Source organism: Sphingobacterium sp. UBA6317, assembly GCF_002440385.1.
Classification (GTDB): Bacteria; Bacteroidota; Bacteroidia; order Sphingobacteriales; family Sphingobacteriaceae; genus Sphingobacterium; species Sphingobacterium multivorum.
On the sequence record NZ_DJTD01000052.1, the window covers coordinates 111,722 to 133,474 of the forward strand.

Below are 21,753 nucleotides of genomic sequence, written 5' to 3' on the forward strand. Positions count from 1 at the left end.
TGCCAATTATCCTTCCAGTTCTTGTTCAATTTCTTCTAAGCTTTTTCCTTTGGTCTCTTTCAATCGGCTCCATAGAAACAGACAACCGATAAAACAGACTCCACCATACAGCCAGAATGTACCAGCTGCTCCCAGGTTTTGATTCAGTAAAGGAAACGTATAGGTGAGCACAAAACATGCAATCCATAATAACGATGTTGCAATCGCCATGGCCTGCGCCCTTACAGCGGTAGGGAATATTTCGGCGATAATTACCCAAGTTACAGGAGCCAAGGTCATCGCATACACCGCAATTCCGGCCAGTACAAGGAGAAGCACAAAAATGCCGCTGCAATTGAAATAATAACATGCTCCTAAGGCAATATAAATCACAAAAAGGCCTGCTGATCCGAAAAGCATCAATGCGCGACGACCAATTCGATCAACCAGATACATGCCAATGAATGTAAAAATGACATTGATCACGCCAGTGATAATAATATTGAAAAGCATCCCCGAAACCGTATATCCAGCAGCTGTAAAGATTTCCTGGGCATAATTAAAAATAACATTAATCCCACACCACTGCTGAAAAACCGCAATAAAACTCCCTAGCAGTAGCAACCGCAGCAGTTTCCCCTGAAATAAATTTCTCTTTCGGGATTTAGCCTGACTTAGTTCAGCCGCCTCGGCAATAGAACGTATATTTTCTGCTGCATACTCCTCTCCACCCATGCGTAAAAACACACGTTTTGCCTGTTCGTGCTTCCCTTTTGTATATAACCAGCGCGGACTTTCAGGAATCAGGAAAAGTAGCAATAAAAAAATGACTGCCGGGATCGCTCCTGCCCAAAACATCCATCTCCACCCCTCTTGCGCATTCCAGGTTTCTAGCATAGATTCTCCGGCTAAAACCGGCTTTGCAATGAGCCAATTGACCACTTGTGCTGCAAGGATGCCCAGTACAATGGTCAACTGATTGATCGATACAAATTTCCCTCGACTTTCTGCAGGGGCGATCTCAGCAATATACATCGGTGCCAAATTGGAGGCTACACCAATACCTATCCCGCCCAAAATCCGATAGATAATAAAAGTGTCCAGTTCGGACGCCATACCGGTTCCCACTGCAGACATTATAAATAAAATTGCAGCAGTATAAATCAGCGGTTTTCTGCCATAGCGATCGGCCAATCCCCCCGAGAGTAGTACACCAACGAAGCTTCCCACAATCGCCGAAGACATGGCCCACCCCTGCAAGGCAGGATCGGACTCCAAATGAAAATAAGCCTCGTAAAATGGCTTTGCACCACCAATAACTACCCAATCATACCCAAATAGAAATCCACCGATAGCAGCCACAAAAGTGATCAATAGCAGATAGGTCGTCGCAGTCTTTTGCATAAGAGTTTACATATTTAGATTTACTTAGGTAAAATTAATGGAATACTTGGGGAGAATCATGTAAGTGAACACGATAAACATGTAAAATATTACTATTTTTATACGAATAACCAAAAATAAGCTCGATCTATGAAACAAAACCAAGATGTCATCGCTGAAGGATTCAAAGGAGAAAAGGCGATTGTCCTTCCCTATGCCGTATGCAATTACCTGACAGGCAACAACATCACATCAAAATTACACATCACACATATCGGCTATTATCCCAATGCTAAAAAACACTACCGTGATCGTCAAGAAGGATGTAAGGAATATATTCTGATTTATTGCGAAGATGGAAGCGGTTGGATAAAACAGGATGAAACAACGCACAACCTTAAAAGAAACGATATATACATTATCCCGAGAGATAGCGCTCATTGCTATGGAGCAAAATCAAATGATCCCTGGAGCATCTATTGGATTCATTTCGACGGCACAGATGCAGTTCTTTTTCAACATATCATGGGCGAAGTGATTCATATAGATGACGCGGATTCAAACAAACATGCCAACCGCATCCAGCTCTTCGAGAGCATCTACAAAAACCTGGAAATGGGGTATAGTCCAGAAAATTTGGAGTATACGAGTTTTTGCTTTCAATATTTTTTAGCGTCCATTCAATATCAGGCTCAGTTTAGAGAAGGTAACCGAATTCAAGTAGATAATATCATACAGGACATCATTATATTTATGAAAGACAATCTGGAAAACAATATCAACTTGGATGATATTTCAGCACATTTCAACTATTCCAAGTCACATCTTATTAACTTGTTCAAGCAGAAAACATCTTACCCACCCATGGTGTATTACAATCAACTCCGTATGCAAAGGGCTTGCTCCTATCTGCAATTTACCCTACTTAAGATTAAAGAAATCGCATTCAAACTCCATTTTTATGACCCCTTTCATTTTTCAAAAGCGTTTACACGGGAAATGAAAATGTCGCCACAGGAATATCGCAAAAAATATCAAAAATAATGTCGGTTAAAGCTTTCTGATTCAGATTCATGAGCCATCTTAACCAATGCCGCAAAACGATTGGCGCTCAATCCGAACCTCCTTTCTTGGTCTTATTTTACCTCTTCATCGATACTCAAACCTGACAATACACGGCAATATAGCATTTAGCGAAATGCTGCGGTATTATTCAAAATTGGGTGTCCTTTTCGCTAAAAATGCGGAAACACCTTCTTTGAAATCTTCTGTTCCGAACAGATGTCCGAAAGCATCCATTTCCACCTTACTCCCGTTTTGTTGTTTATCTTCAGCAGCGTTAATAGCAGTAATAGCATTTGCCACTGCAACGCGAGAGCGCGTAAATATCTTATGGAGTATTTCCTCCGCACGGGCAATTAGTTTATCCTGTGCGATCACCTCATTGACCAATCCTAGTTCATAGGCTCGCTGCGCGTCAATCATATCACCCGTTAAAATCATTTGAATAGCCTGTCCTTTTCCGATCAACTTGGGTAAACGCTGCGTACCACCATAACCCGGAATCAGTCCCAAAGAAACCTCCGGTAGTCCCATTTTTGCATTGTCAGACGCTATACGAATATGGCAGGCTAAAGCCATCTCCAGCCCTCCGCCTAAAGCATACCCATTTATTGCAGCAATAACTGGCTTCGGAGAACCTTCAATAAGGTCCGAAAAAATAATATGTCCTCGTTCACTGAGCCACCGTGCTTGAATTACAGATAAATCCATAAATTCCTTAATGTCTGCCCCTGCAGCGAATGCTTTAAGCCCAGCGCCTGTCAGGATAATACCTCTTACGTGGTCATCGGCATTGAAATGCATGAAGATATCTTGCAATTCGTCAAGGGTTTCCTGATTCAACGCATTCAGCTGGGGTTCGCGATTAATGATAACATAGCCGATGCTATCTTTAATCACATAATTTAAATTTGAATATTGGACCATAATTGCTAAAAATTAAAATGTAAGGATGCTGTAAAGGTATCAGAAGGTATGCCTTCACCACCACTATAGCTTAATCTCTTTTTATACTCTAATCTAATCAATTTAAAGATATTATCCACCCCCACTAGCCCTTCTACATACGGTTTGTTACGCACTGCTTTTGTTTGGATAATACCATTTTTGTCCGCTTCAAACTGAATATTTTCGGGCGTTACAAAGGGGTTGTTGGCATCGCTTAACTTTCCATAAAAAGCCTTAAATCCCGTCACTTCACGCCATTTTAACCGCCTGAACAACGGAATTCTATTGAAAAAGAAACCATTCCAGTTGTGGTAATAGGTCAGTTTCAAAAACTGGTCTGAAACAAATTCCGAGGTAGCCATCAAGTCAAAATTCACCAACGGTCCCTGCTTATCTCTATTGACGTCAGGGAGTTCCAGTAAGGTATAAGGCAGATGTTTCCCCCAAATTCTTCCTCCTGAAAATTCAAAATCCGCCTGCCCCGCTGGGGATAAAAATAGTCGTTTGAAAATGCTAAAGCGTAATGCATCATAACTATAGTCTGCGCCCCAAAATCCTTTCAGTCCTTTATTATATTGCAGGGTAAAAATGGGATATTTGTTTTCTACGGTTCCTCTGTCGAGATTATGATAAGTAAATTCTTCATTCGGAGCCCAACGTAAAATCAGCTGTAGGTCATTTGTATTGACTTGTCGGACAGTATCAGGTAAAGGTAGGCTATTAATATAAAACAAGTCAGCGCGCGGTTGTCTGCGAGTATGCGTAAACGCCGTTCCTACGCTAACATGGTTCCCAAATTCGATCAGATGATCGATACGATAGATATCATTAAATTGCCATTTATTAGGCCTGTTTTTCCCAAAAGAACGGAAGAAACCATCCCCTTTTAAAAAACCCAAACCTCGCCCCGGTTCCATGACGTCATGCTGTACTGTAAAGCGTAAATAATTTGCCGGAAACTGAACAATACGTTCTCCATTTAAAGTAAATGCCGTACTCAGGTAGTACTTTAGCTCTTTGTCCTTATCGCCATAGGCTGTGTATCCTTCAATGTAGGCTTTTTCCGAAAATAAACGCGTCGTCCGACCACTCAGGCGCACACGATTCCCCTCGTAATTATTGCGGCTATAAAGATATTCCAGTGGACCAAATTCAACTTTCCCGGCATTATAATATCCCTTTGCTAACAAATAACCCAATGCGACCAACTGATTAAAAGAACGCATATTCTGTACCGAATCAACCTTTTGATAGGCTCCTAATTCAGCATGGCTTAACGGAGTTGGTCTAACCCCTACAATGGGCACCTGCGGTGCGGACTGGAGGAGATACCTCTTTTCAACTGGTACACCAGCAAAATTCTCATTCGAAATAGAATCTGTGCGATGTCCCAAGTATTGGGTTTCCCTGCGTCCATACAATACATCTGACTTGCTCCCACCAAATAACATTTTTAGATCTGCACGAACAGGGAGCATGCTACCATTTTTAAATTCACTATAGCTAAGATCTATTTGCACGTCATTAATCCAATTGATATTTGCAGAACGTCCGATATTCAAAGTCGCGCGATGAACAGCATACCTTGTATCATCTGAGATCAGAAGATCACCGTAGAAGAGCAGATCAATAGCCGATTTACCTTCAAAATGGAGCTCAATATAATCCTTGCCTTCAATCTTGACCGTATCTTGAATTTTGTACCTATAAAACGCTGTAGCACCTGCAGCAATTGGGCTCAAGACTCCTTTGTTTGTGATCTGAATTGTATTATCATAAAGATCAACATCACGGAGTATCGTTTGAAACCGCGTCTGCCAATTGTCATTGTTAAAAAAGCGTGGATTTAATTCGGTCTGGTTGTGGCTGATGACAATCTTCTTACTACGATCTGGATTATGGGATGAATAGACATTTGCATAGTTTTCTTCCAAATAAAAGGGTGCAATGGTTTGCCCCCGAAAAGCGGTAGAATCTATATTTTCAAAGAGGAATCGGAATGGTTTCGGAAATTTCTTCGCTTTATCTTCAGGATTGACAAAACCAAACTGCGTCTTTTCATACTCATCAAAACGAATTTCAGGTATGCGGGTGTAATGATTTTGTGGTCGATGTGCAATAACCTGTTCAATCAGTGCTATAGCAGGATCTTTGGTTTTTTTGTTTTTTCGATTGACCACGACCTCCTCTAATGTGTTATTTGAGGCAATTAAGTGCACGGTCAGCATTGAATCCTGTAAACGACGAACATCCACCGTACGCCGCTCATACCCCACCGCTCCAAAGACAAGCTGTCTGTATTTCTTGATATCCAGAATCTTAAAAAACCCAAGGGTATCGCTGCTACCACCGCTATCTCCATCAAGCCAGTTAATTGAAACCCTTGAAATACCCTTGCCTGTTTGTGCATCAATGACCTTTCCACGAATAAAGTCCTGTGCAATTACTTTTCCACCCATATAGAAGAATAGTAACACACTTAAAACACGAATCGAAAAAGATTTAACACACACTTTAAACGCCATCTGCAATTTGATAGGATTTCTTTTTTACAATATACAATTTGTATGCAAGAGTTATACCAATAAAAATAAAAAAAGCACAGCGAAATCGCCATGCTCTAATAAACAACAAGTATTTTAACAGAAACTTTATATTAATTTTAAAAGGCAGTCTGGATATACCCCAATTAAGATTGTAAGCGCTACGGCAAGGAATAACACAAATGAATAATTCCACTGTACATTGACACAGGATTCGTCACTGTCTCTAAAGTACATCGCAACAACAACCTTCAAGTAGTAATACACTGCAATTCCTGCATTGATTACAGCCAATACAAGCAAAACAATATGATAATTTTCCATAACAGAAGAAAACATCATAAACTTACCGATAAATCCAGCTGTCAGTGGTATACCCGCAAGAGAAAGCATTGCTATCGTGATGGCAAATGCTAGCAAAGGATTTCGTTTGCCCAGGCCATTGAAAGCTTCAAAATGTTCAGAACCGGTCGTTTTCTTGACTAGGATCAATCCTGTAAAAGCAACAATGGTGGCTAGAGAGTAGGCAAGGCCATAAGCAAAGATACTATTAGCCGAGGTAGCCCCAACTGCTACAATCGCAAATAACATATACCCGGCATGCGAAACGCTCGAATAAGCAAGCATACGTTTGAAGGAAGACTGCATTAATGCAGAAATATTTCCAACAAATAAGGTGAGAATGGCGATCACTAAGAAAACCGGCGTCCAAAAATCTTGTAAAGGCAATAGACTATAACTGAATAAACGTAACAATCCAGCAAAAGAAGCAACTTTAACCACGGTGCTCATATAACTCGTAATCAATATCGGAGCCCCATCATAAACATCTGGTGTCCAAAAATGAAATGGAACAGCGCCCACTTTGAACGTCAGTCCTACAATGAGAAGCAATATACCCCCATAAAACAACGGTGAAATTGCCTGCGGGTTATTGACAACATAGTCTTTGATTTCACTTAAATCAAATGATCCTGTGGCACCGTACAAAAGGGCAATACCAAACAATAGAAAGCCCGTAGAGAAAGCCCCCATCAAAAAGTACTTCAATGCAGCTTCATTTGATGCTTTGTCTCTTTTACGTATACCGACCAAAATGTAAAGCGCTACAGACATAATTTCAATACCTAAAAAAAGCATTGAAAAATTATGATAACTATTCACAAGAACAGCACCTGTGAGGGAGAAAATTAATAAGGAATAATATTCCGCAATTTGTCCCTCCTCATCAAAATATCCCTTTGAGATAACAAAAATGCACAAGGTAACTGCGATACATAAGATTGAGAAGGCAATAGCAAAATGATCAAAATGAACCATCCCACTATAGAGCGGTCCTCTGGTCGAAGTCCAATCATTCCATAAAAAACCAATAGCGACCAAGAAGCCAAGAATAGAAACAGGCAGTAGCATAGATTTCATCTTGAATAAACCAAGATAAAGGACGACTAATGCTAATATCGAAAGTGTAATTATTGCACCCATACAATTAAATATATCTATTATCTGCCTAAAAATGTACTTAAAACTTCCACGGAACCTGCAGAAAGGTTCAATAGGAAATTAGGAAATATACCAATATAAAGGATCAAGACGGAGACGACTGTCAATACAATAAGTTCCGTTCCTTTTACATCTTCAAATTGTACAGTTTTTTCGGTCGTTTCCCCCAACATCGTTCCTTGGTAAAGCCTAAGGATATAAACTGCGCCCAGAATTAAGGTTAGACCCGCGAAAACAGCAAACCAAAATCCATACTGAAAAACGCCTTTCAATAATAAAAACTCACCAATGAATCCATTCGTTAATGGTAAACCCACTGCCCCCATACAAATAATCATAAAGAAGATGGCCAAACGAGGCGCCTTGCTTGCTATTCCGCCAAGCGCTGTGAGACTACGTGTCTGTGTGCGCTGCTGTATAATATCCAACACATAAAAAAGCCCGATCACAGAAATACCGTGATTTAACATTTGAATAGTTGCTCCACTCAGGCCATTCGTATTCCATGTGAAGACACCGGCACTAATTAAGCCAACGTGGGCTATTGACGAATACGCGATCAATCGCTTCACATCGTCCTGTTTAATTGCGATAATGGAAGCATAAACGATCCCAATAACGCATAAGATCATTGCAAAATGCCCATACAGCGCAACACCAGTTGGTGCGATAGGCAATAGCCAACGCATTAAACCGTAAACCCCCATTTTGAGCATGATACCTGCCAACAACATCGTGCCTGCCGCTGGCGCATTTGTATACGTATTGGGTTGCCAAGTATGAAAAGGAAAAATTGGTATTTTGATGGCGAAAGCGACAAAAAATGCCCAAAATAACCACCGCTGCGTATTTTCTCCCAAATCTAAGGCAATAAATGAGGTCCATTCAAAATCAAGGTTGGGCACTTGTTGATAGAGATAAAGAATACCGATCAACATCAAAAGGCTACCCAAAAAAGTATAAATAAAAAATTTCAAATTTACGCGAATACGATCTCCTTCACCCCAAAGCGCGCAAATAAAATAAATCGGTATCAAGGCAATCTCCCAACCCACATAAAAAGTAAAAGCATCCAGGGCCATAAATACGAGCAATAAGCCCGCTTGCATAAAAGCCATTAATGCATAAAAGTTTCCTTTATACTCCTTCTTAAAGGTTGTAGCAATGATTAAAGGCATCAATCCATTTGTCAATAAGATCAACGGCAAGCTAATTCCATCAACGCCGATATGAAAATGAATATGCAACGAAGAAATCCATAGCCAATTTTGTTCAAATTGCATTCCGCCATTTGCGTCGAAAGTACAGAGGAACGGAATAGTCAAAGCCAAAGACAGTAATGATAAAATCAAGGCAATAGACTTTGCAGCATTGGTCTTTAAGAACGTTAGAATCAATGCGCTTATTAACGGCAATAAAATAAGTAAAAACAAGTTATCCATCGATTACACCAAAATTAAAGACTCAACAATCCATAGATGAAAATGGCAATCACCCCAATTACCATCATCAATAAATAAAAACCAACATTACCATTCTGGAGCAAACGCAATACCTTTCCCGTATCAAATGTTGCCTTACCGGCCCCATTAACAACACCGTCAATACCACGTTGATCCACGACATTTCCGAAGAAAGCCGAGAGCCAATTGATGGGACGTACAATGATGCTATCATAGAGCTCATCCACGTAAAACTTATGGTAAGAAAGATTGCCCAAGAAACCACGCGTACCTTCGCCCTCTTCCTGTAGCTGTTGTCGTTTAACGTATTTATGAAAAGCCAAAGCAACCATAATCAATACTCCAACAACAGAAATGCCCATGAGTAAATATTCCGTACTATGTTCCAAATGATGAGTTGCAGGCATTATCGCTTTTCCCTCTGAAAACACTGGCGTCAGGAAATCCTCAAGCCAATGGTTACCACCCAAAACAGCTGGTAAATTGATCACTCCTCCGATCACAGAAAGTATAGCCAATACAATGAGTGGCACTGTCATACTCTTTGGAGATTCATGCAAATGATGCTTTTGCTCTTCCGTACCACGGAATGTTCCAGAAAAGGTCATAAACAACATCCTGAACATATAGAAAGCCGTCATTAATGCACCAATAAAACCTAAACCCCATAAAACTGGACTCGCAGCAAATGCCCCTGCCAATATTTCGTCTTTGGAAAAGAAGCCGGAGAAGGGTGGAATTCCTGCAATCGCGATTGTCCCCATCAACATCGTCAGATAAGTAATAGGCATTGCTTTCTTCAAGCCTCCCATTTTTCGCATATCCTGTTCTTCACTCATACCGTGTATAACAGATCCCGCCCCCAGGAATAGTAAGGCTTTGAAAAAGGCATGCGTCAATACATGGAAAAACGCTCCCGTAAATGCTCCGACACCAAGGCCAAGAAACATATAGCCCAATTGTGAAACGGTGGAATAAGCCAATACTTTCTTAATATCATTTTGTGTCAATGCTATTGCAGCAGCCAATAGCGCTGTACAAATAGCGATCACAGAAATGAGCTGCAAGGTAAACGGTGAAAGGATAAACAGTACATTGGAACGTGCAATCATATAGATACCGGCCGTAACCATCGTTGCCGCATGAATCAGGGCCGAGACGGGGGTTGGGCCAGCCATGGCATCTGGCAACCAAGTAAACAAAGGTATCTGCGCCGATTTACCTGTTGCAGCAATAAACAACAAAATGGTAATGCTAACGACTGTGATATCACCAACAGCAAAATTCTTGGCCGCAGGAAATACAGTTGAAAATTCTAAGGATCCAAAAGTTCCAAGGATTAAAAATACCGCAAGTAGAAAACCTAAATCACCTATTCTATTCATCACAAATGCTTTTTTTGCCGCATTCGCATACGAACTATTCTTATACCAAAAGCCGATCAATAAATAAGAACATAGCCCTACACCTTCCCAGCCGATGAACATGACCAGGTAATTGGATCCCAATACCAATAGCAACATAAAAAAGATAAAGAGATTCAAATAGGCGAAGAACTTACCAAATCCATGATCATGATGCATATAACCAATCGAATAGACATGGATAAGGAAACCAATCCCTGTAACGATCAGGAGCATGATGGCACTTAGTGGGTCTACCAAAAAGGACAGACCGATCTTGAGATTGCCCACCGCAATCCAGTCAAATACATGTTGTTCTATAATACCTGCTTGTCCAGCTTGCCTCGCTTGGTAGACTTCGGAGAAAAGAATACAGCTGCATACAAAAGAAATAAGCACTACAGCGCTGCCAACAGCACCTATCATACCTTTGGAGAAGGCATTCCTACCCAATCCGTTCACAATAAACCCGATTAAGGGCAAAAGGGGAATCAACCAAACTAATTCACTCATCGTATTTATTTCTAAGTTCTACCAACGAAGTTTATTTAAGGAATCGATATCCACAGACTTCGTATTCCGATATACCATAATAATAATCGCTAGGCCTACGGCAACTTCTGCCGCTGCCAATGCCATGATAAAGAAGACGAAGACCTGTCCTGACGAATCGCCATGCTGCACTGAAAAAGCAGCTAAAAGAAGATTCACCGCATTCAGCATCAATTCAATAGACATCATAATAATAATGACGTTACGGCGAATAAGAACACCGATAACACCAATAACGAAAATAATCGCACAAAAAATCAGATAATGATTTATTGGCACCCCCTGCAACTGTTGAACAAATGTTTCCATTAGATTTGTTTAGGTTCTTTCTTAGCTAATAATATTGCTCCAATCATTGCTGTCAATAACAATAATGATGATAACTCAAAAGGAAGCAAAAATTCGTTAAACAACACCTTACCCAGATTCTTAACCAACCCTATTTCCGGATTAACAACAGTTAAGGGATTAGAAATGTCAAATACGCGGTATACACCGAAGAAAGTCACCAATAGGCAACAACCGGCGATAGCACCCATAAACTTAACCAGATTGGATTTCATGGGTTCGGTATCCTTGTTCAGGTTGAGCAGCATCAGTACAAATAAAAACAACACCATGATGGCTCCCATATATACGATGAAATTCACCACAGCCAAAAACTGTGCATTCAAAAGAATATAATGTATTGTAAACGTAAAAAACGTAATGACCAGATACAGTACACTGTGTACAGGATTTTTTGTAAAAATGGTCAGCAGCGCAAAGAAAATAGACAAGAAGGCTACAAAATAAAATACTGTCATAATTTCCTGGTTTAGCTCTTTAATTTGGTAATATCAAAAGTTGGTTCTACCAATTTATCTTTTCCATAGATAAAATCCTTACGTAGGTAATCTGCTGTCACATGCGGTCCATCCAGATAAATCGCTTCTTTAGGACAGGCCTCTTCACATAGACCACAGAAAATACAACGCAACATATTGATTTCATATACCGACGCATACTTTTCCTCGCGATAAAGATTCTCTTCACCTTTTTTCCGCTCGGCGGCAGTCATTGTAATCGCCTCTGCCGGGCAGGACAAAGCACATAATCCACAGGCTGTACAGCGCTCACGCCCTTCTTCATCACGTTTGAGCGAGTGCTGCCCCCTGAAGTTTTTCGAATAAGGTCTTATTTCCTCCGGATATTTAATGGTTGGAATTTTCTTAAAAAAATGCCTTAATGTAATGCGCAAACCTTTGATAATAGCCGGAAAGTATATTCTTTCCGAAAATGTCATCGGTTTTTGTTCAATTACTTTTTTACGATTGGTTAGTTGCATAAAAAGTCCTTTCTTATGAGAAATAAGTATCTTTAATCAATGTAAATACACCTGTGAGTACAATATTGGCAATTGCCAATGGAATCAGCATCTTCCAGCCCAGATTCATCAATTGATCGTAGCGGAAACGTGGTAAAGTCCAACGCACCCACATAAAGAAAAAGATAAACAGCAATATTTTAATGAAGAATACTACTACCCCGATGATCGTGATCATATTGGCCGACAATCCCAGATCATTCATAAAGGGGAAATTATAACCGCCAAAATAAAGTGATGCCATCAATGCAGAGGAAACGAACATGTTAATATATTCGGAAAACATATAGAGTCCCAATTTCATGGAGGAGTACTCCGTATGGTAACCACCGACAAGCTCTGTCTCACATTCCGGTAAATCGAAAGGAACCCGATTACATTCGGCAAAAGCACAGACCATAAAAATGATAAACCCTAGCGGCTGCGCCCAGATATTCCAATTGACAAAACCCGACTGCTGCGCAACGATTTCCTTTAAGGAGAGACTTTGTGTCACCATCAATAAAGCGATAATTGACAATCCCATGGCGATCTCATAACTGATGCTCTGTGATGCTGCACGAATAGCCCCCATAAGCGAGAATTTATTATTAGAAGCCCAGCCGCCCAACATAATACCATATACACCTAATGCAATCACACCAAACATATACAATATACCAACATTAACGTCGGCCACCTGCAAGGAAACGACCCGCCCCCCAATTTGCAATTCCTGTCCCCAAGGGATAACCGCCGAGCTAATACAGGCCGTTATAATAGCGATGGTAGGCCCTAGGATAAAAAGAACTTTGTGTGCCCCTGCTGGGATAATTTCCTCCTTAAAGAAGAATTTACCACCGTCACAAAGCGGTTGCAAGATACCAAATAGACCAGCCCGGTCAGGACCATATCGATCCTGCATAAAACCCGCAATTTTACGCTCAGCAAGTGTCGAATACATCGCAATCACCAGGGTGACAACAAAAATAACAGACACCAGTATTAATTTTTCTATGACAAAAGACCACTCCATGTTTGTGATTATTTCAATTTTTCCGATCTAGCTAACTGTTCCCGATTTTGTTCCTGCAATATTGGATTTTCTTTAATGACTTTTGGCGGATTAAATAACTCGTAGTGATTGGCAGAAATAACAGAATGTGGATCTATTTCTGTTGGTTCCTCCAAAATCCAATCGCTTGTTTTTTTCTGATCAAAGCGGCAGGTATTACAGATAAATTCTTCCACTTCACCAAACTCATCCTTTCGAGCAGTTACCCGAATGACCTCTTCTCCCTTATACCATAAGGTTACTTTACCTGAACATGTCGGACAATCGCGATGTGCATCGACAGGCTTTGTAAACCATACCCTGTTCTTGAAACGGAAGGTTTTATCCGTCAAAGCTCCCACAGGACAAACATCAATAACATTTCCTGAGAAATCATTGTTGATGACATTCTCAATATAAGTCGATATTTCGGCGTGATCTCCTCTTCCTAGGATACCATGTACACGTTGGTCGGTCAACTGATTGGCGACATAAACACAACGGTAACATAGGATACAACGGTTCATATGCAATTGGATCTTATCGCCCAGATCAATTCGTTCGAAGGTACGACGATCGAATTCGTAGCGTGTATTAGCGCTGCCGTGTTCATACCCAAGATCCTGCAATTTACATTCACCAGCCTGATCGCAGATTGGACAATCCAAGGGATGATTGATCAATAAGATTTCAACAACACCTTTTCTTGCTTCCACCACCTCTGGCGAAGTAATATTTTGTACTTCCATACCGTCCATCACCGTCGTACGACAAGAAGCCACCAATTTTGGCATCGGCCTCGGATCTTTTTCAGATCCCTTGGAGACTTTGACCAAACAGGTACGGCATTTACCGCCACTTCCCTCCAGTTTGGAGTAGTAACACATTGCCGGAGGGACTATATCTCCACCGATCTGTCTCGCTGCATTTAATATGCTTGTCCCAGGAGCAACCTCTACCGGTATACCATCGATGGTGACCTTAAACTTTACATCTTCCGCTTCTGCCATGATATAATTAATTTATCGTTACAGCTTCTATTATGATACTATTGGTTGTAAAGGATCAGCATAATGTGCCAGTCCATAATTCCGTGTTTGTGACTCTTCCGGATGAAGAATATGCCATTCAAATTCATCCCTAAAATGTCTTATTGCTGCTGCCACAGGCCATGCTGCCGCATCCCCTAATGGACAAATTGTATTCCCTTCAATTTTTCGCTGCACATCCCACAGCAAATCAATGTCTGACATCGAGCCGTGACCACTCTCGATCTTATGCAGCACCTTCTCCATCCAACCCGTTCCTTCACGACAAGGCGAGCACTGCCCACAGCTTTCATGATGATAAAAACGCGCAAAATTCCAGGTATTACGCACCACGCACTGATCCTCATCAAATACGATGAAACCACCCGACCCGAGCATTGTCCCTGTTTGGAAACCACCATCCGCCAATGACTCATAAGTCATCAGCCGGCTATTTCCTGCCGCAGTTTTCAAGATCAAGTTAGCGGGTAGGATTGGAACCGAAGAGCCTCCAGCTACGACAGCTTTCATTCGTTTCCCATTGGCAATACCACCACAATATTCATCCGAGTAAATAAACTCTTCCACAGGCAGACCGAGTTCGATCTCATAGACCCCTGGTTTTACAATATTTCCGCTAGCGGAAATTAATTTTGTCCCGGTACTACGATCCACGCCGATTTTAGCATATTCTTCACCGCCCAAATTGATAATGGGCACTGTGGTTGCAATAGACTCCACATTATTCACCACTGTCGGGCAGTTATATAAACCTGCTATCGCTGGAAAAGGCGGTTTAATACGCGGATTACCCCGTTTACCTTCTAAAGATTCTAATAAAGCTGTTTCCTCACCACAGATATACGCTCCACCTCCCGGTTGAACATAAATCTCCAGATCATAGCCCGAGCCTAAAATATTTTTACCCAAAAAACCTTTTTCCTTGGCTTCAGCAATGGCACGCTCCAGAATTCTGATTTGCGGCATCATCTCTCCACGCACATAGATATACGATGTATGAGCTCCTAAGGCGAAGCTGGATACAATCATTCCCTCAATGAGCGCATGTGGGATGTGCGTCATCAAATAACGGTCTTTGAATGTTCCTGGTTCAGACTCGTCGGCATTACAGACCAAATAGCGTGGCACCCCTTCAGGTTTAGCCAAAAAGGACCATTTCATGCCCGTAGGAAAACCAGCTCCCCCACGTCCACGTAATCCAGACTTCTTAACCTCTTCAACAACATCCTCAGGAGACATTGTCTTTACTACTTTTTCAACAGCAACATAACCACCTTTTTGTCGATAGACCTCAAAGGTATTGATGCCAGGAACATCGATATGAGTCAACAAAAGTTTACGTGCCATATTATTCTGTTTTAGCTTTTAAATTATCAATCAATTCGTCGACTTTATCTTCTGTCAGATTCTCATAGAATGTATATTCAGGGCCGATCTGTAAGACTGGTCCAAAACCACAGGCGGCCAAACATTCTACACCCCGCCAAGAGAAAAGCCCGTCAGCGGTGACCTCACCTTCCTTTACGCAGAGCTTTTGCTCTAAATGCCCCATGATACGCTCTGCACCGACCAAACAACAAGGTCCGGTACGACAAATCTCCAGTACATATTTTCCTTTAGGTTGCAACAGGAACATGGTATAGAAGGTTGCCACCTCATACACCTCAATAGGCAATATATTCAGGTAAACAGCAACCTTATCCATCGCATCTGCGCTTACCCAGCCATATTCCGCCTGAACCAGATGTAAAATGGGCAATAAGCCTGATTTTTGCTTTCCTTCGGGGTAACGGCTTACCACTTCTCCAAACTTGGCTAACAATTCTGGAGAAAAGTTTACGTTTTCATTATGTTGTTTTACACTAAGCATCTAATTCTCCGGCTATAACGTTAAGACTACTCATATTTATAATGGCATCTGAAATCAGCATTCCTGCACTCATTGGCGCGAACATTTGATAATTGACAAAAGAAGGTCTTCTAAAGTGAAGACGATAAGGTGACCGTCCACCGTCATGAATCAGATAAAAACCAAGTTCACCATTTGCCCCTTCGACCGCATGATAGACTTCGGCTTTCGGTGTGTCCACCTCACCCATGACGATTTTAAAATGGTAGATTAAAGCTTCCATATTGGTATACACCTGCTCTTTCGGTGGTAAATAGAAATCAGGCACCTCTGCATGGAAGACACCTTTAGGCTCTTTCTCAATTTTCGCTAATGCCTGCTCTATAATGCGAAGTGATTGCCACATTTCGGCATTTCGAACCATGAAACGGTCATATACATCGCCTGTCGTGCCAACAGGTACGTCGAAATCAAATTCTTCATATGAGCAATAAGGATTCTGTACCCGCACATCGTAATCTACACCTGTCGCCCGTAAAATAGGGCCAGACCAGCTATAATCCAGTGCATCTTCTGCTGTTACAGCAGCAACGCCTGAAGTCCGCTCAATAAAAATACGGTTACGAACAAACAACTCTTCAAACTCTTGCAATACCGGCGGATAGCGTTTTAGAAATTCACGTATTTTCTCAAAGGCTATAGCATTGAAATCACGTTCGAAGCCTCCAATACGACCAATGTTCGTTGTCAGGCGAGCGCCACAGATTTCTTCAAAGATTTCGTAGATAAATTCACGCTCCTGCATCACATACAAAAAGCCCGAAAAAGCCCCCGTATCTACCCCCAAAATACCATTACAAATAATATGATCTGCAATACGGGCAAGCTCCATGACGATAACACGCATATACTGCACCCGCTTAGGAATCTCGATCTTGAGTAGTTTTTCAACGGTCATATGCCAGCCCATATTATTGATTGGAGACGAGCAATAATTTAGACGATCGGTCAAAGGCGTAATTTGATAAAAAGGCCGATGTTCAGCAATTTTCTCAAATGCACGGTGAATATAGCCAATCGTGGAAACTCCGCTAACAATCCGTTCACCATCGATTTGCACGACATTCTGAAATACACCGTGCGTAGCCGGATGTGTGGGACCAATATTTAGGGTAATCAACTCATCCTGTGGATCATTATCATCAAAGACAGGCTGATTAGCTGTTATCTTGCTTATAAATTCGCTCATATCGTATAAATTAACGGCCGAAATACAAATCTTTCTTATCTACGCGATTTGGATCCTCTAAAGGATATTCCTTACGCATTGGAAACACCTCCATATCATCTACATTCAAAATTCTTCTCAAATCGGGATGTCCTATAAAATTGACACCAAAAAAATCGAAGGTTTCACGTTCCATCCAATTTGCACCTCTCCAAACGACTGTTGCCGTTGGAATCTCAGGATTTGGTCCATGCAAAAAGACCTTCACGCGGATTCGGATATTATGAACGAGACTTTGAATATGGTAAACTACAGCAAACTCCTTTTCTAAATGTGGATAATGTACCGCCGTAATATCCGTGAGATGAATAAACTGCAATTCGTTATTCGATTTTAAGAAACGAAGTACATCAATCACATCTTCCATATCAACAACAATGGTCAATAGACTGTGTGCATCTTGAATTTCGTTAATCTTTCCCGGAAAATTTCCTTGGAGCTTATCCAATAAAAAACTGTTTTCCATCATCTATTTATTTGTATGTATTCCGTACTTCTCAAGCAGCGCTTTGTATTCGGGCGTATTTCTCCGGTTCAATGATTCATTTTTTACAATATCCTGCAGACGCAATACACCATCCAAAATTGCTTCCGGGCGGGGAGGACAACCAGGCACGTACACATCAACCGGTATGATTTCGTCTATTCCTTGTAGAACAGAATACGTATCGAAAATACCACCACTCGATGCGCAAGCTCCTACAGCGATTACCCAGCGCGGCTCGGCCATCTGTATATATACTTGTCTTAATACAGGCGCCATTTTTTTAGCGATTGTCCCCATCACCAAAAGCATATCTGCCTGACGGGGCGAGAAACTAGGACGTTCAGCGCCAAATCTGGCCAAATCGTAAGTAGAGCCCATCGTTGCCATAAACTCGATACCACAGCAGGATGTGGCGAACGGCAAAGGCCATAAAGAGTTGGCTCGGGCCAAGCCAATGGCTTTATCCAAACTTGTCGCAAAAAAACCTGCGCCTTCTACTCCCGGAGGAGCTTCTGCCAATTTTATATCACTCATGAAAAGTCGATTTATAGGTTTAAGTATCATTGACTCAAAGAGCCAACGACCAACGGGACGTTTAGTCCCAATTCAATGCTTTCTTCTTGATCACATAGATAAAGCCCAACAAGAGCAGTCCCATGAAAATAAACATCTCAATCAAGCCTTGTAATCCCATCTCCCGGAAGTTTACAGCCCACGGGTACATGAAAATGACTTCAACATCAAAAATCACAAACAGGATAGCCACCAAGAAATACTTGATAGAGAAAGGCTGCCTGGCATTTCCGACAACTTCAATCCCCGACTCAAAAGCCCCAAGCTTGTTTTCAGTACGGACCTTTGGCCCGATAAGATGTGTAATAATTATGGTACTTACTCCAAATCCTACAGCAACTAGAAGCTGTATAAATATAGGCAAGTAGTCTATCGGCATACTATTGGCTTGCTCCATCTCAATTCAATTTATATTGGTAACTGTCTCTAAATATAGAGATTCCAAGGTAAAAAACAAAACAAAAAAGGCGCAGATATTACTATCTGCGCCTAATTTAGAATGATTTTACTTAAGCCTATTTGATCCCTTGTAAATAGCCTTTAACAGCTTCATTCGTTGGATCTATTGCCAATACTTTTTGGAAGCTCTCCTTCGCTTTAGGAAGATCTTGCTTCACATAATAGTAAAGACCGATATAGGTATTCGCATCGATTAAATAATTTTTATTTTTCTCTTGCGCACCACGTTGATTGATTGTTTCAATCAATTTTTGGAAGGATGCTACGAAATCACCTTTAGGCTGCTCCAGATTGTCCGCAGTTAAAGCTGCAAAAGCCTTGTAATAAAGCGCATTGATCAGATATTTATCCTGTGCTTCTTTATTGTCTGTCGTTTCAATAACGGATAAGAAAGTCTGTGATTTTTGCAAATCGGCAATTGCTTTGTCTCTCAATTCTTGATTAACGACAACTTGCTCTTCGTTTTTACTACCGGCATCTTCTTTAGCACCAATTTGATAGTAAGCTTCTCCAGCATAGTAATTTGCATCATACAAATATGTTTTATTGTCTTTGTAAGAAGCAACTAGCTCGAATAGAGAGGCCGCTGTCTGCAATTCTTGCTCCTGATATTTAGCAAAAGCCAACTCGGCTGTTTCACCCAAGAGCTCTTTGTCCAAATCAATTGCTTTCTTAATATCAGCGATACCTTTTTGAATATTTGCTGTATTTTCTGCTGTCAATACCGGAGCCGCGGCTGCTGTGCTATCCGCCCCGCCAGCGGCATGTTTTGGACTGTTAGCCGCAATTTCAGACATTCCTAGGTACATATAATCCAATGGAATTACACGGTCCTTTTCCATTTTGCTGAACATCTGGTTTAAGTAATCCAACGCTTTTGGATAATCTTTCGCTTTTTGGAAGGCGATATAACCCAAATAACGGTAGATCTTTGGATCTACAGAAGGATTTTTAGCTAATTCCTCAGAAACCACTTTCAAATCGTCGTATTGACGTGCATAAACTAAGAAATCAGCGTAGCGGATTTTAGCTTCCAATGAATTATCACCCGCAACTTCTAGATATTTTTTGTATTGCTCAACACCTTTTTTATTTAACTCAACATATTTCTCATCAGAAGTACCCGGTAATCTTGACCATTGATTGTATGTTTCAGCCAACTCACGATAAGTAGGTGCGTAAGCCGGAGTCTCTGCTGCAATAGCTTCCAATTGTGTGATAGCTTCATCAAAAGCTTGTGCACCACGTACGATCACAGCCTGTCCAACTTTCGCTTGTACTGAATTTGGATCGATATCAGTCGCTTCACCATAGCTTGTATAGGCCAATGAACCTTCTTTTAAACCACGGTATGCATCACCTAATGCGATAGGAATTGCAACATCTTTTTTGTTTTTTTCTTTCGCTTGCGTTAAATATTCCAAAGCTTTCGCATAATCGGGCTCAGGCGTTTTTATATATGCACGACCGATTTCCAATAATGGTTCATAATCTTTCTTACCTAATTTTGCGGTTGCCAAAGCGAATTTAGATTCAGCGCTCGCTTTATCCTTTTTCATTAAGTCAACATAGCCCAAACCTACATTGTTGATTGTAGCCTTTGGATCAGCAGCCAAACCTTGGTTGAAAATCGCAGCGGCAGAATCCGCTCTGTCGTTTACCAAATAAATTTGACCCAAATAGAAATAATTATCTCCATTCTTAGGTTGCTTAGTCACTAACTGTTGAAGGATAGTTTTCGCTTTACCATAATTTTCAGCCTCGATGGCTGCTCTAGCATCTTTCAAACTTTGTGCACTTACTGTGCCCACAGATCCCGCCAATAAAAGACTAAATAATAATTTACTGTTTGTCATAATCTATTTTTGTACTATTTATTATCTATTTAATATAACTTTCATCTCTAATAATGATCTCTCGTCCAGGCATTGTAGCAGGAACCAATCCAGCTTTCAATACAATACGTTGTCCACGATCTCCTGTCAAAAAGGCACTGAAGCCTAAACCTAAGCCCATATTCGGCTGATAGTTCATAATGTAGACAGGTCTTATAAAAGGATATAAGCCGTCGGCGATAGTCGATTGGGATGGTCTATAAAAACTGACCTTTTCGCCCTCCTTACCAACACTTTCGATGCTCAATGTACGAATTTTATCCAATAAATTCGAATTTTTTTCTACAGCTTTTAAATACCAATTATAACCAATAACGCCCACCGTATTCGCATTCTCGCTCACATATTTCATTACATCCTCACTATCTTTCAAAGCAGAAACAGCTTTCGGATCGATTTTGTTCAATTTAAAATAATCTTTCAAATAGCGCAGTGTGCTTGAATTGGCATTGTCAAAGATCAGTCGTTGTCCTGCTAAGTTACCTTCCAACAAAGACTTAACGTCTTTTTGAGGCATTATAGTATCAGCACTGTTACGATTATTGATCAATACAACGGCATCCGACGCCATTTGGAATATTTTAGGTTGAATCCCTCGCTTTTTAAAGTAGCTATCTTCCTCATTTGTCAGCTTGCGCGTCAAAACAACCACATAGGCCGAATCGCCAAGCAATGCATTCACCGCTTTAATTTCAGGACGAGCAATAAGCTCCAAACTCGAATTTGGATAAGAGCTCTCAAACACATCCGCAGATTCTTGGATAATAGGCAACAACGTTTGATCCACAATAACGGGCAGCTTACCTGTTAAAATATCATCGCCCTCTTTCGCTTGCTTTGTTTTATTTTTGCAGGAAACTAAAATGCCCATACAGATGCCAAGCATCACAAGAACCATTTTATATTTTCTCATATGAT

At 40.9% G+C, this 21,753-nt stretch carries 20 protein-coding genes; 1 reads left to right on the forward strand and 19 read right to left on the reverse strand.

The window, feature by feature from the left end; genetic code table 11:
• Nucleotides 1–6 precede the first annotated feature (6 nt).
• Nucleotides 7–1,383, reverse strand: a complete 1,377-nt coding sequence (locus B3E92_RS18230) for a sugar porter family MFS transporter (protein ID WP_070561001.1) — start codon at nt 1,381–1,383, stop codon at nt 7–9.
• A gap of 129 nt (nt 1,384–1,512) precedes the next feature.
• On the opposite strand from B3E92_RS18230, the gene B3E92_RS18235 reads away from it, so the two are divergent.
• On the forward strand, nt 1,513–2,406 hold the full coding sequence (locus B3E92_RS18235; protein ID WP_070560999.1) for an AraC family transcriptional regulator: 894 nt from the start codon (nt 1,513–1,515) through the stop codon (nt 2,404–2,406).
• Nucleotides 2,407–2,571: 165 nt separating this feature from the next.
• Here B3E92_RS18235 and B3E92_RS18240 read toward each other — a convergent pair whose 3' ends face one another.
• From B3E92_RS18240 to B3E92_RS18325, 18 genes are all read right to left on the reverse strand, one after another.
• A complete protein-coding gene (locus B3E92_RS18240; RefSeq protein WP_286897830.1) occupies nt 2,572–3,351 on the reverse strand; it encodes an enoyl-CoA hydratase/isomerase family protein in 780 nt (259 codons plus the stop codon).
• Nucleotides 3,352–3,356: 5 nt separating this feature from the next.
• Nucleotides 3,357–5,831: a DUF5686 family protein gene (locus tag B3E92_RS18245; RefSeq protein ID WP_070560995.1), complete on the reverse strand. Its 2,475-nt coding sequence runs from the start codon at nt 5,829–5,831 to the stop codon at nt 3,357–3,359.
• Between the two features lie 192 nt (nt 5,832–6,023).
• Complete coding sequence (locus B3E92_RS18250) at nt 6,024–7,400, reverse strand: NADH-quinone oxidoreductase subunit N (RefSeq protein WP_070560993.1); 1,377 nt, start codon at nt 7,398–7,400, stop codon at nt 6,024–6,026.
• A 17-nt stretch (nt 7,401–7,417) separates the two neighbouring features.
• Nucleotides 7,418–8,860: a complex I subunit 4 family protein gene (locus B3E92_RS18255; protein ID WP_286897831.1), complete on the reverse strand. Its 1,443-nt coding sequence runs from the start codon at nt 8,858–8,860 to the stop codon at nt 7,418–7,420.
• A gap of 14 nt (nt 8,861–8,874) precedes the next feature.
• Nucleotides 8,875–10,797, reverse strand: coding sequence for an NADH-quinone oxidoreductase subunit L (nuoL, locus tag B3E92_RS18260; protein WP_070560989.1), 1,923 nt, complete (start codon nt 10,795–10,797; stop codon nt 8,875–8,877).
• Nucleotides 10,798–10,815: 18 nt separating this feature from the next.
• Entirely contained in the window at nt 10,816–11,145 is a 330-nt protein-coding gene (gene nuoK, locus B3E92_RS18265) for an NADH-quinone oxidoreductase subunit NuoK (RefSeq protein ID WP_286802490.1), read from the reverse strand.
• Nucleotides 11,145–11,642: an NADH-quinone oxidoreductase subunit J gene (locus B3E92_RS18270; RefSeq protein ID WP_070560985.1), complete on the reverse strand. Its 498-nt coding sequence runs from the start codon at nt 11,640–11,642 to the stop codon at nt 11,145–11,147. The genes nuoK and B3E92_RS18270 overlap by 1 nt, the downstream gene beginning before the upstream one ends.
• An 11-nt stretch (nt 11,643–11,653) precedes the next feature.
• On the reverse strand, nt 11,654–12,163 hold the full coding sequence (locus B3E92_RS18275; protein WP_070560982.1) for a NuoI/complex I 23 kDa subunit family protein: 510 nt from the start codon (nt 12,161–12,163) through the stop codon (nt 11,654–11,656).
• 13 nt (nt 12,164–12,176) lie between these two features.
• Nucleotides 12,177–13,217 (reverse strand): NADH-quinone oxidoreductase subunit NuoH, encoded by a 1,041-nt coding sequence (nuoH, locus tag B3E92_RS18280; RefSeq protein ID WP_070560980.1) that lies wholly within the window; start codon nt 13,215–13,217, stop codon nt 12,177–12,179.
• Between the two features lie 8 nt (nt 13,218–13,225).
• The gene (locus B3E92_RS18285; RefSeq protein WP_286897833.1) at nt 13,226–14,245 is read right to left on the reverse strand and encodes a 2Fe-2S iron-sulfur cluster-binding protein; all 1,020 of its coding nucleotides are present in this window, start codon (nt 14,243–14,245) and stop codon (nt 13,226–13,228) included.
• Between the two features lie 30 nt (nt 14,246–14,275).
• Nucleotides 14,276–15,631, reverse strand: coding sequence for an NADH-quinone oxidoreductase subunit NuoF (nuoF, locus tag B3E92_RS18290; protein WP_286897835.1), 1,356 nt, complete (start codon nt 15,629–15,631; stop codon nt 14,276–14,278).
• A 1-nt stretch (nt 15,632) separates the two neighbouring features.
• Nucleotides 15,633–16,154 (reverse strand): complex I 24 kDa subunit family protein, encoded by a 522-nt coding sequence (gene nuoE / locus B3E92_RS18295; RefSeq protein WP_286897836.1) that lies wholly within the window; start codon nt 16,152–16,154, stop codon nt 15,633–15,635.
• The gene (locus B3E92_RS18300) at nt 16,147–17,382 is read right to left on the reverse strand and encodes an NADH-quinone oxidoreductase subunit D (protein WP_070560973.1); all 1,236 of its coding nucleotides are present in this window, start codon (nt 17,380–17,382) and stop codon (nt 16,147–16,149) included. The genes nuoE and B3E92_RS18300 overlap by 8 nt, the downstream gene beginning before the upstream one ends.
• 10 nt (nt 17,383–17,392) lie before the next feature.
• Nucleotides 17,393–17,890, reverse strand: a complete 498-nt coding sequence (locus tag B3E92_RS18305; RefSeq protein WP_070560971.1) for an NADH-quinone oxidoreductase subunit C — start codon at nt 17,888–17,890, stop codon at nt 17,393–17,395.
• Complete coding sequence (locus B3E92_RS18310) at nt 17,891–18,442, reverse strand: NADH-quinone oxidoreductase subunit B (RefSeq protein WP_070560969.1); 552 nt, start codon at nt 18,440–18,442, stop codon at nt 17,891–17,893.
• Nucleotides 18,443–18,503: 61 nt separating this feature from the next.
• Nucleotides 18,504–18,878: an NADH-quinone oxidoreductase subunit A gene (locus B3E92_RS18315; protein ID WP_070560967.1), complete on the reverse strand. Its 375-nt coding sequence runs from the start codon at nt 18,876–18,878 to the stop codon at nt 18,504–18,506.
• A gap of 118 nt (nt 18,879–18,996) precedes the next feature.
• A complete protein-coding gene (locus B3E92_RS18320; RefSeq protein WP_286767459.1) occupies nt 18,997–20,796 on the reverse strand; it encodes a tetratricopeptide repeat protein in 1,800 nt (599 codons plus the stop codon).
• Between the two features lie 25 nt (nt 20,797–20,821).
• Nucleotides 20,822–21,748, reverse strand: coding sequence for a PstS family phosphate ABC transporter substrate-binding protein (locus B3E92_RS18325; protein WP_286897839.1), 927 nt, complete (start codon nt 21,746–21,748; stop codon nt 20,822–20,824).
• Between the last annotated feature and the right edge of the window lie 5 nt (nt 21,749–21,753).

Excerpts from the sequence above, each read along its gene's own strand:
- B3E92_RS18250 (WP_070560993.1), bottom strand. The coding sequence starts at position 7,400 with ATGGGTGCAATAATTACACTTTCGATATTAGCATTAGTCGTCCTTTAT.
- B3E92_RS18275 (WP_070560982.1), bottom strand. The coding sequence starts at position 12,163 with ATGCAACTAACCAATCGTAAAAAAGTAATTGAACAAAAACCGATGACA.
- nuoF (WP_286897835.1), bottom strand. The coding sequence starts at position 15,631 with ATGGCACGTAAACTTTTGTTGACTCATATCGATGTTCCTGGCATCAAT.
- B3E92_RS18230 (WP_070561001.1), bottom strand. The coding sequence starts at position 1,383 with ATGCAAAAGACTGCGACGACCTATCTGCTATTGATCACTTTTGTGGCT.
- nuoE (WP_286897836.1), bottom strand. The coding sequence starts at position 16,154 with ATGCTTAGTGTAAAACAACATAATGAAAACGTAAACTTTTCTCCAGAA.
- B3E92_RS18320 (WP_286767459.1), bottom strand. The coding sequence starts at position 20,796 with ATGACAAACAGTAAATTATTATTTAGTCTTTTATTGGCGGGATCTGTG.
- B3E92_RS18285 (WP_286897833.1), bottom strand. The coding sequence starts at position 14,245 with ATGGCAGAAGCGGAAGATGTAAAGTTTAAGGTCACCATCGATGGTATA.
- B3E92_RS18325 (WP_286897839.1), bottom strand. The coding sequence starts at position 21,748 with ATGAGAAAATATAAAATGGTTCTTGTGATGCTTGGCATCTGTATGGGC.
- B3E92_RS18300 (WP_070560973.1), bottom strand. The coding sequence starts at position 17,382 with ATGAGCGAATTTATAAGCAAGATAACAGCTAATCAGCCTGTCTTTGAT.
- B3E92_RS18240 (WP_286897830.1), bottom strand. The coding sequence starts at position 3,351 with ATGGTCCAATATTCAAATTTAAATTATGTGATTAAAGATAGCATCGGC.
- B3E92_RS18245 (WP_070560995.1), bottom strand. The coding sequence starts at position 5,831 with ATGGGTGGAAAAGTAATTGCACAGGACTTTATTCGTGGAAAGGTCATT.
- nuoH (WP_070560980.1), bottom strand. The coding sequence starts at position 13,217 with ATGGAGTGGTCTTTTGTCATAGAAAAATTAATACTGGTGTCTGTTATT.
- B3E92_RS18235 (WP_070560999.1), top strand. The coding sequence starts at position 1,513 with ATGAAACAAAACCAAGATGTCATCGCTGAAGGATTCAAAGGAGAAAAG.
- B3E92_RS18255 (WP_286897831.1), bottom strand. The coding sequence starts at position 8,860 with ATGGATAACTTGTTTTTACTTATTTTATTGCCGTTAATAAGCGCATTG.
- nuoK (WP_286802490.1), bottom strand. The coding sequence starts at position 11,145 with ATGGAAACATTTGTTCAACAGTTGCAGGGGGTGCCAATAAATCATTAT.
- nuoL (WP_070560989.1), bottom strand. The coding sequence starts at position 10,797 with ATGAGTGAATTAGTTTGGTTGATTCCCCTTTTGCCCTTAATCGGGTTT.
- B3E92_RS18315 (WP_070560967.1), bottom strand. The coding sequence starts at position 18,878 with ATGGAGCAAGCCAATAGTATGCCGATAGACTACTTGCCTATATTTATA.
- B3E92_RS18310 (WP_070560969.1), bottom strand. The coding sequence starts at position 18,442 with ATGAGTGATATAAAATTGGCAGAAGCTCCTCCGGGAGTAGAAGGCGCA.
- B3E92_RS18270 (WP_070560985.1), bottom strand. The coding sequence starts at position 11,642 with ATGACAGTATTTTATTTTGTAGCCTTCTTGTCTATTTTCTTTGCGCTG.
- B3E92_RS18305 (WP_070560971.1), bottom strand. The coding sequence starts at position 17,890 with ATGATGGAAAACAGTTTTTTATTGGATAAGCTCCAAGGAAATTTTCCG.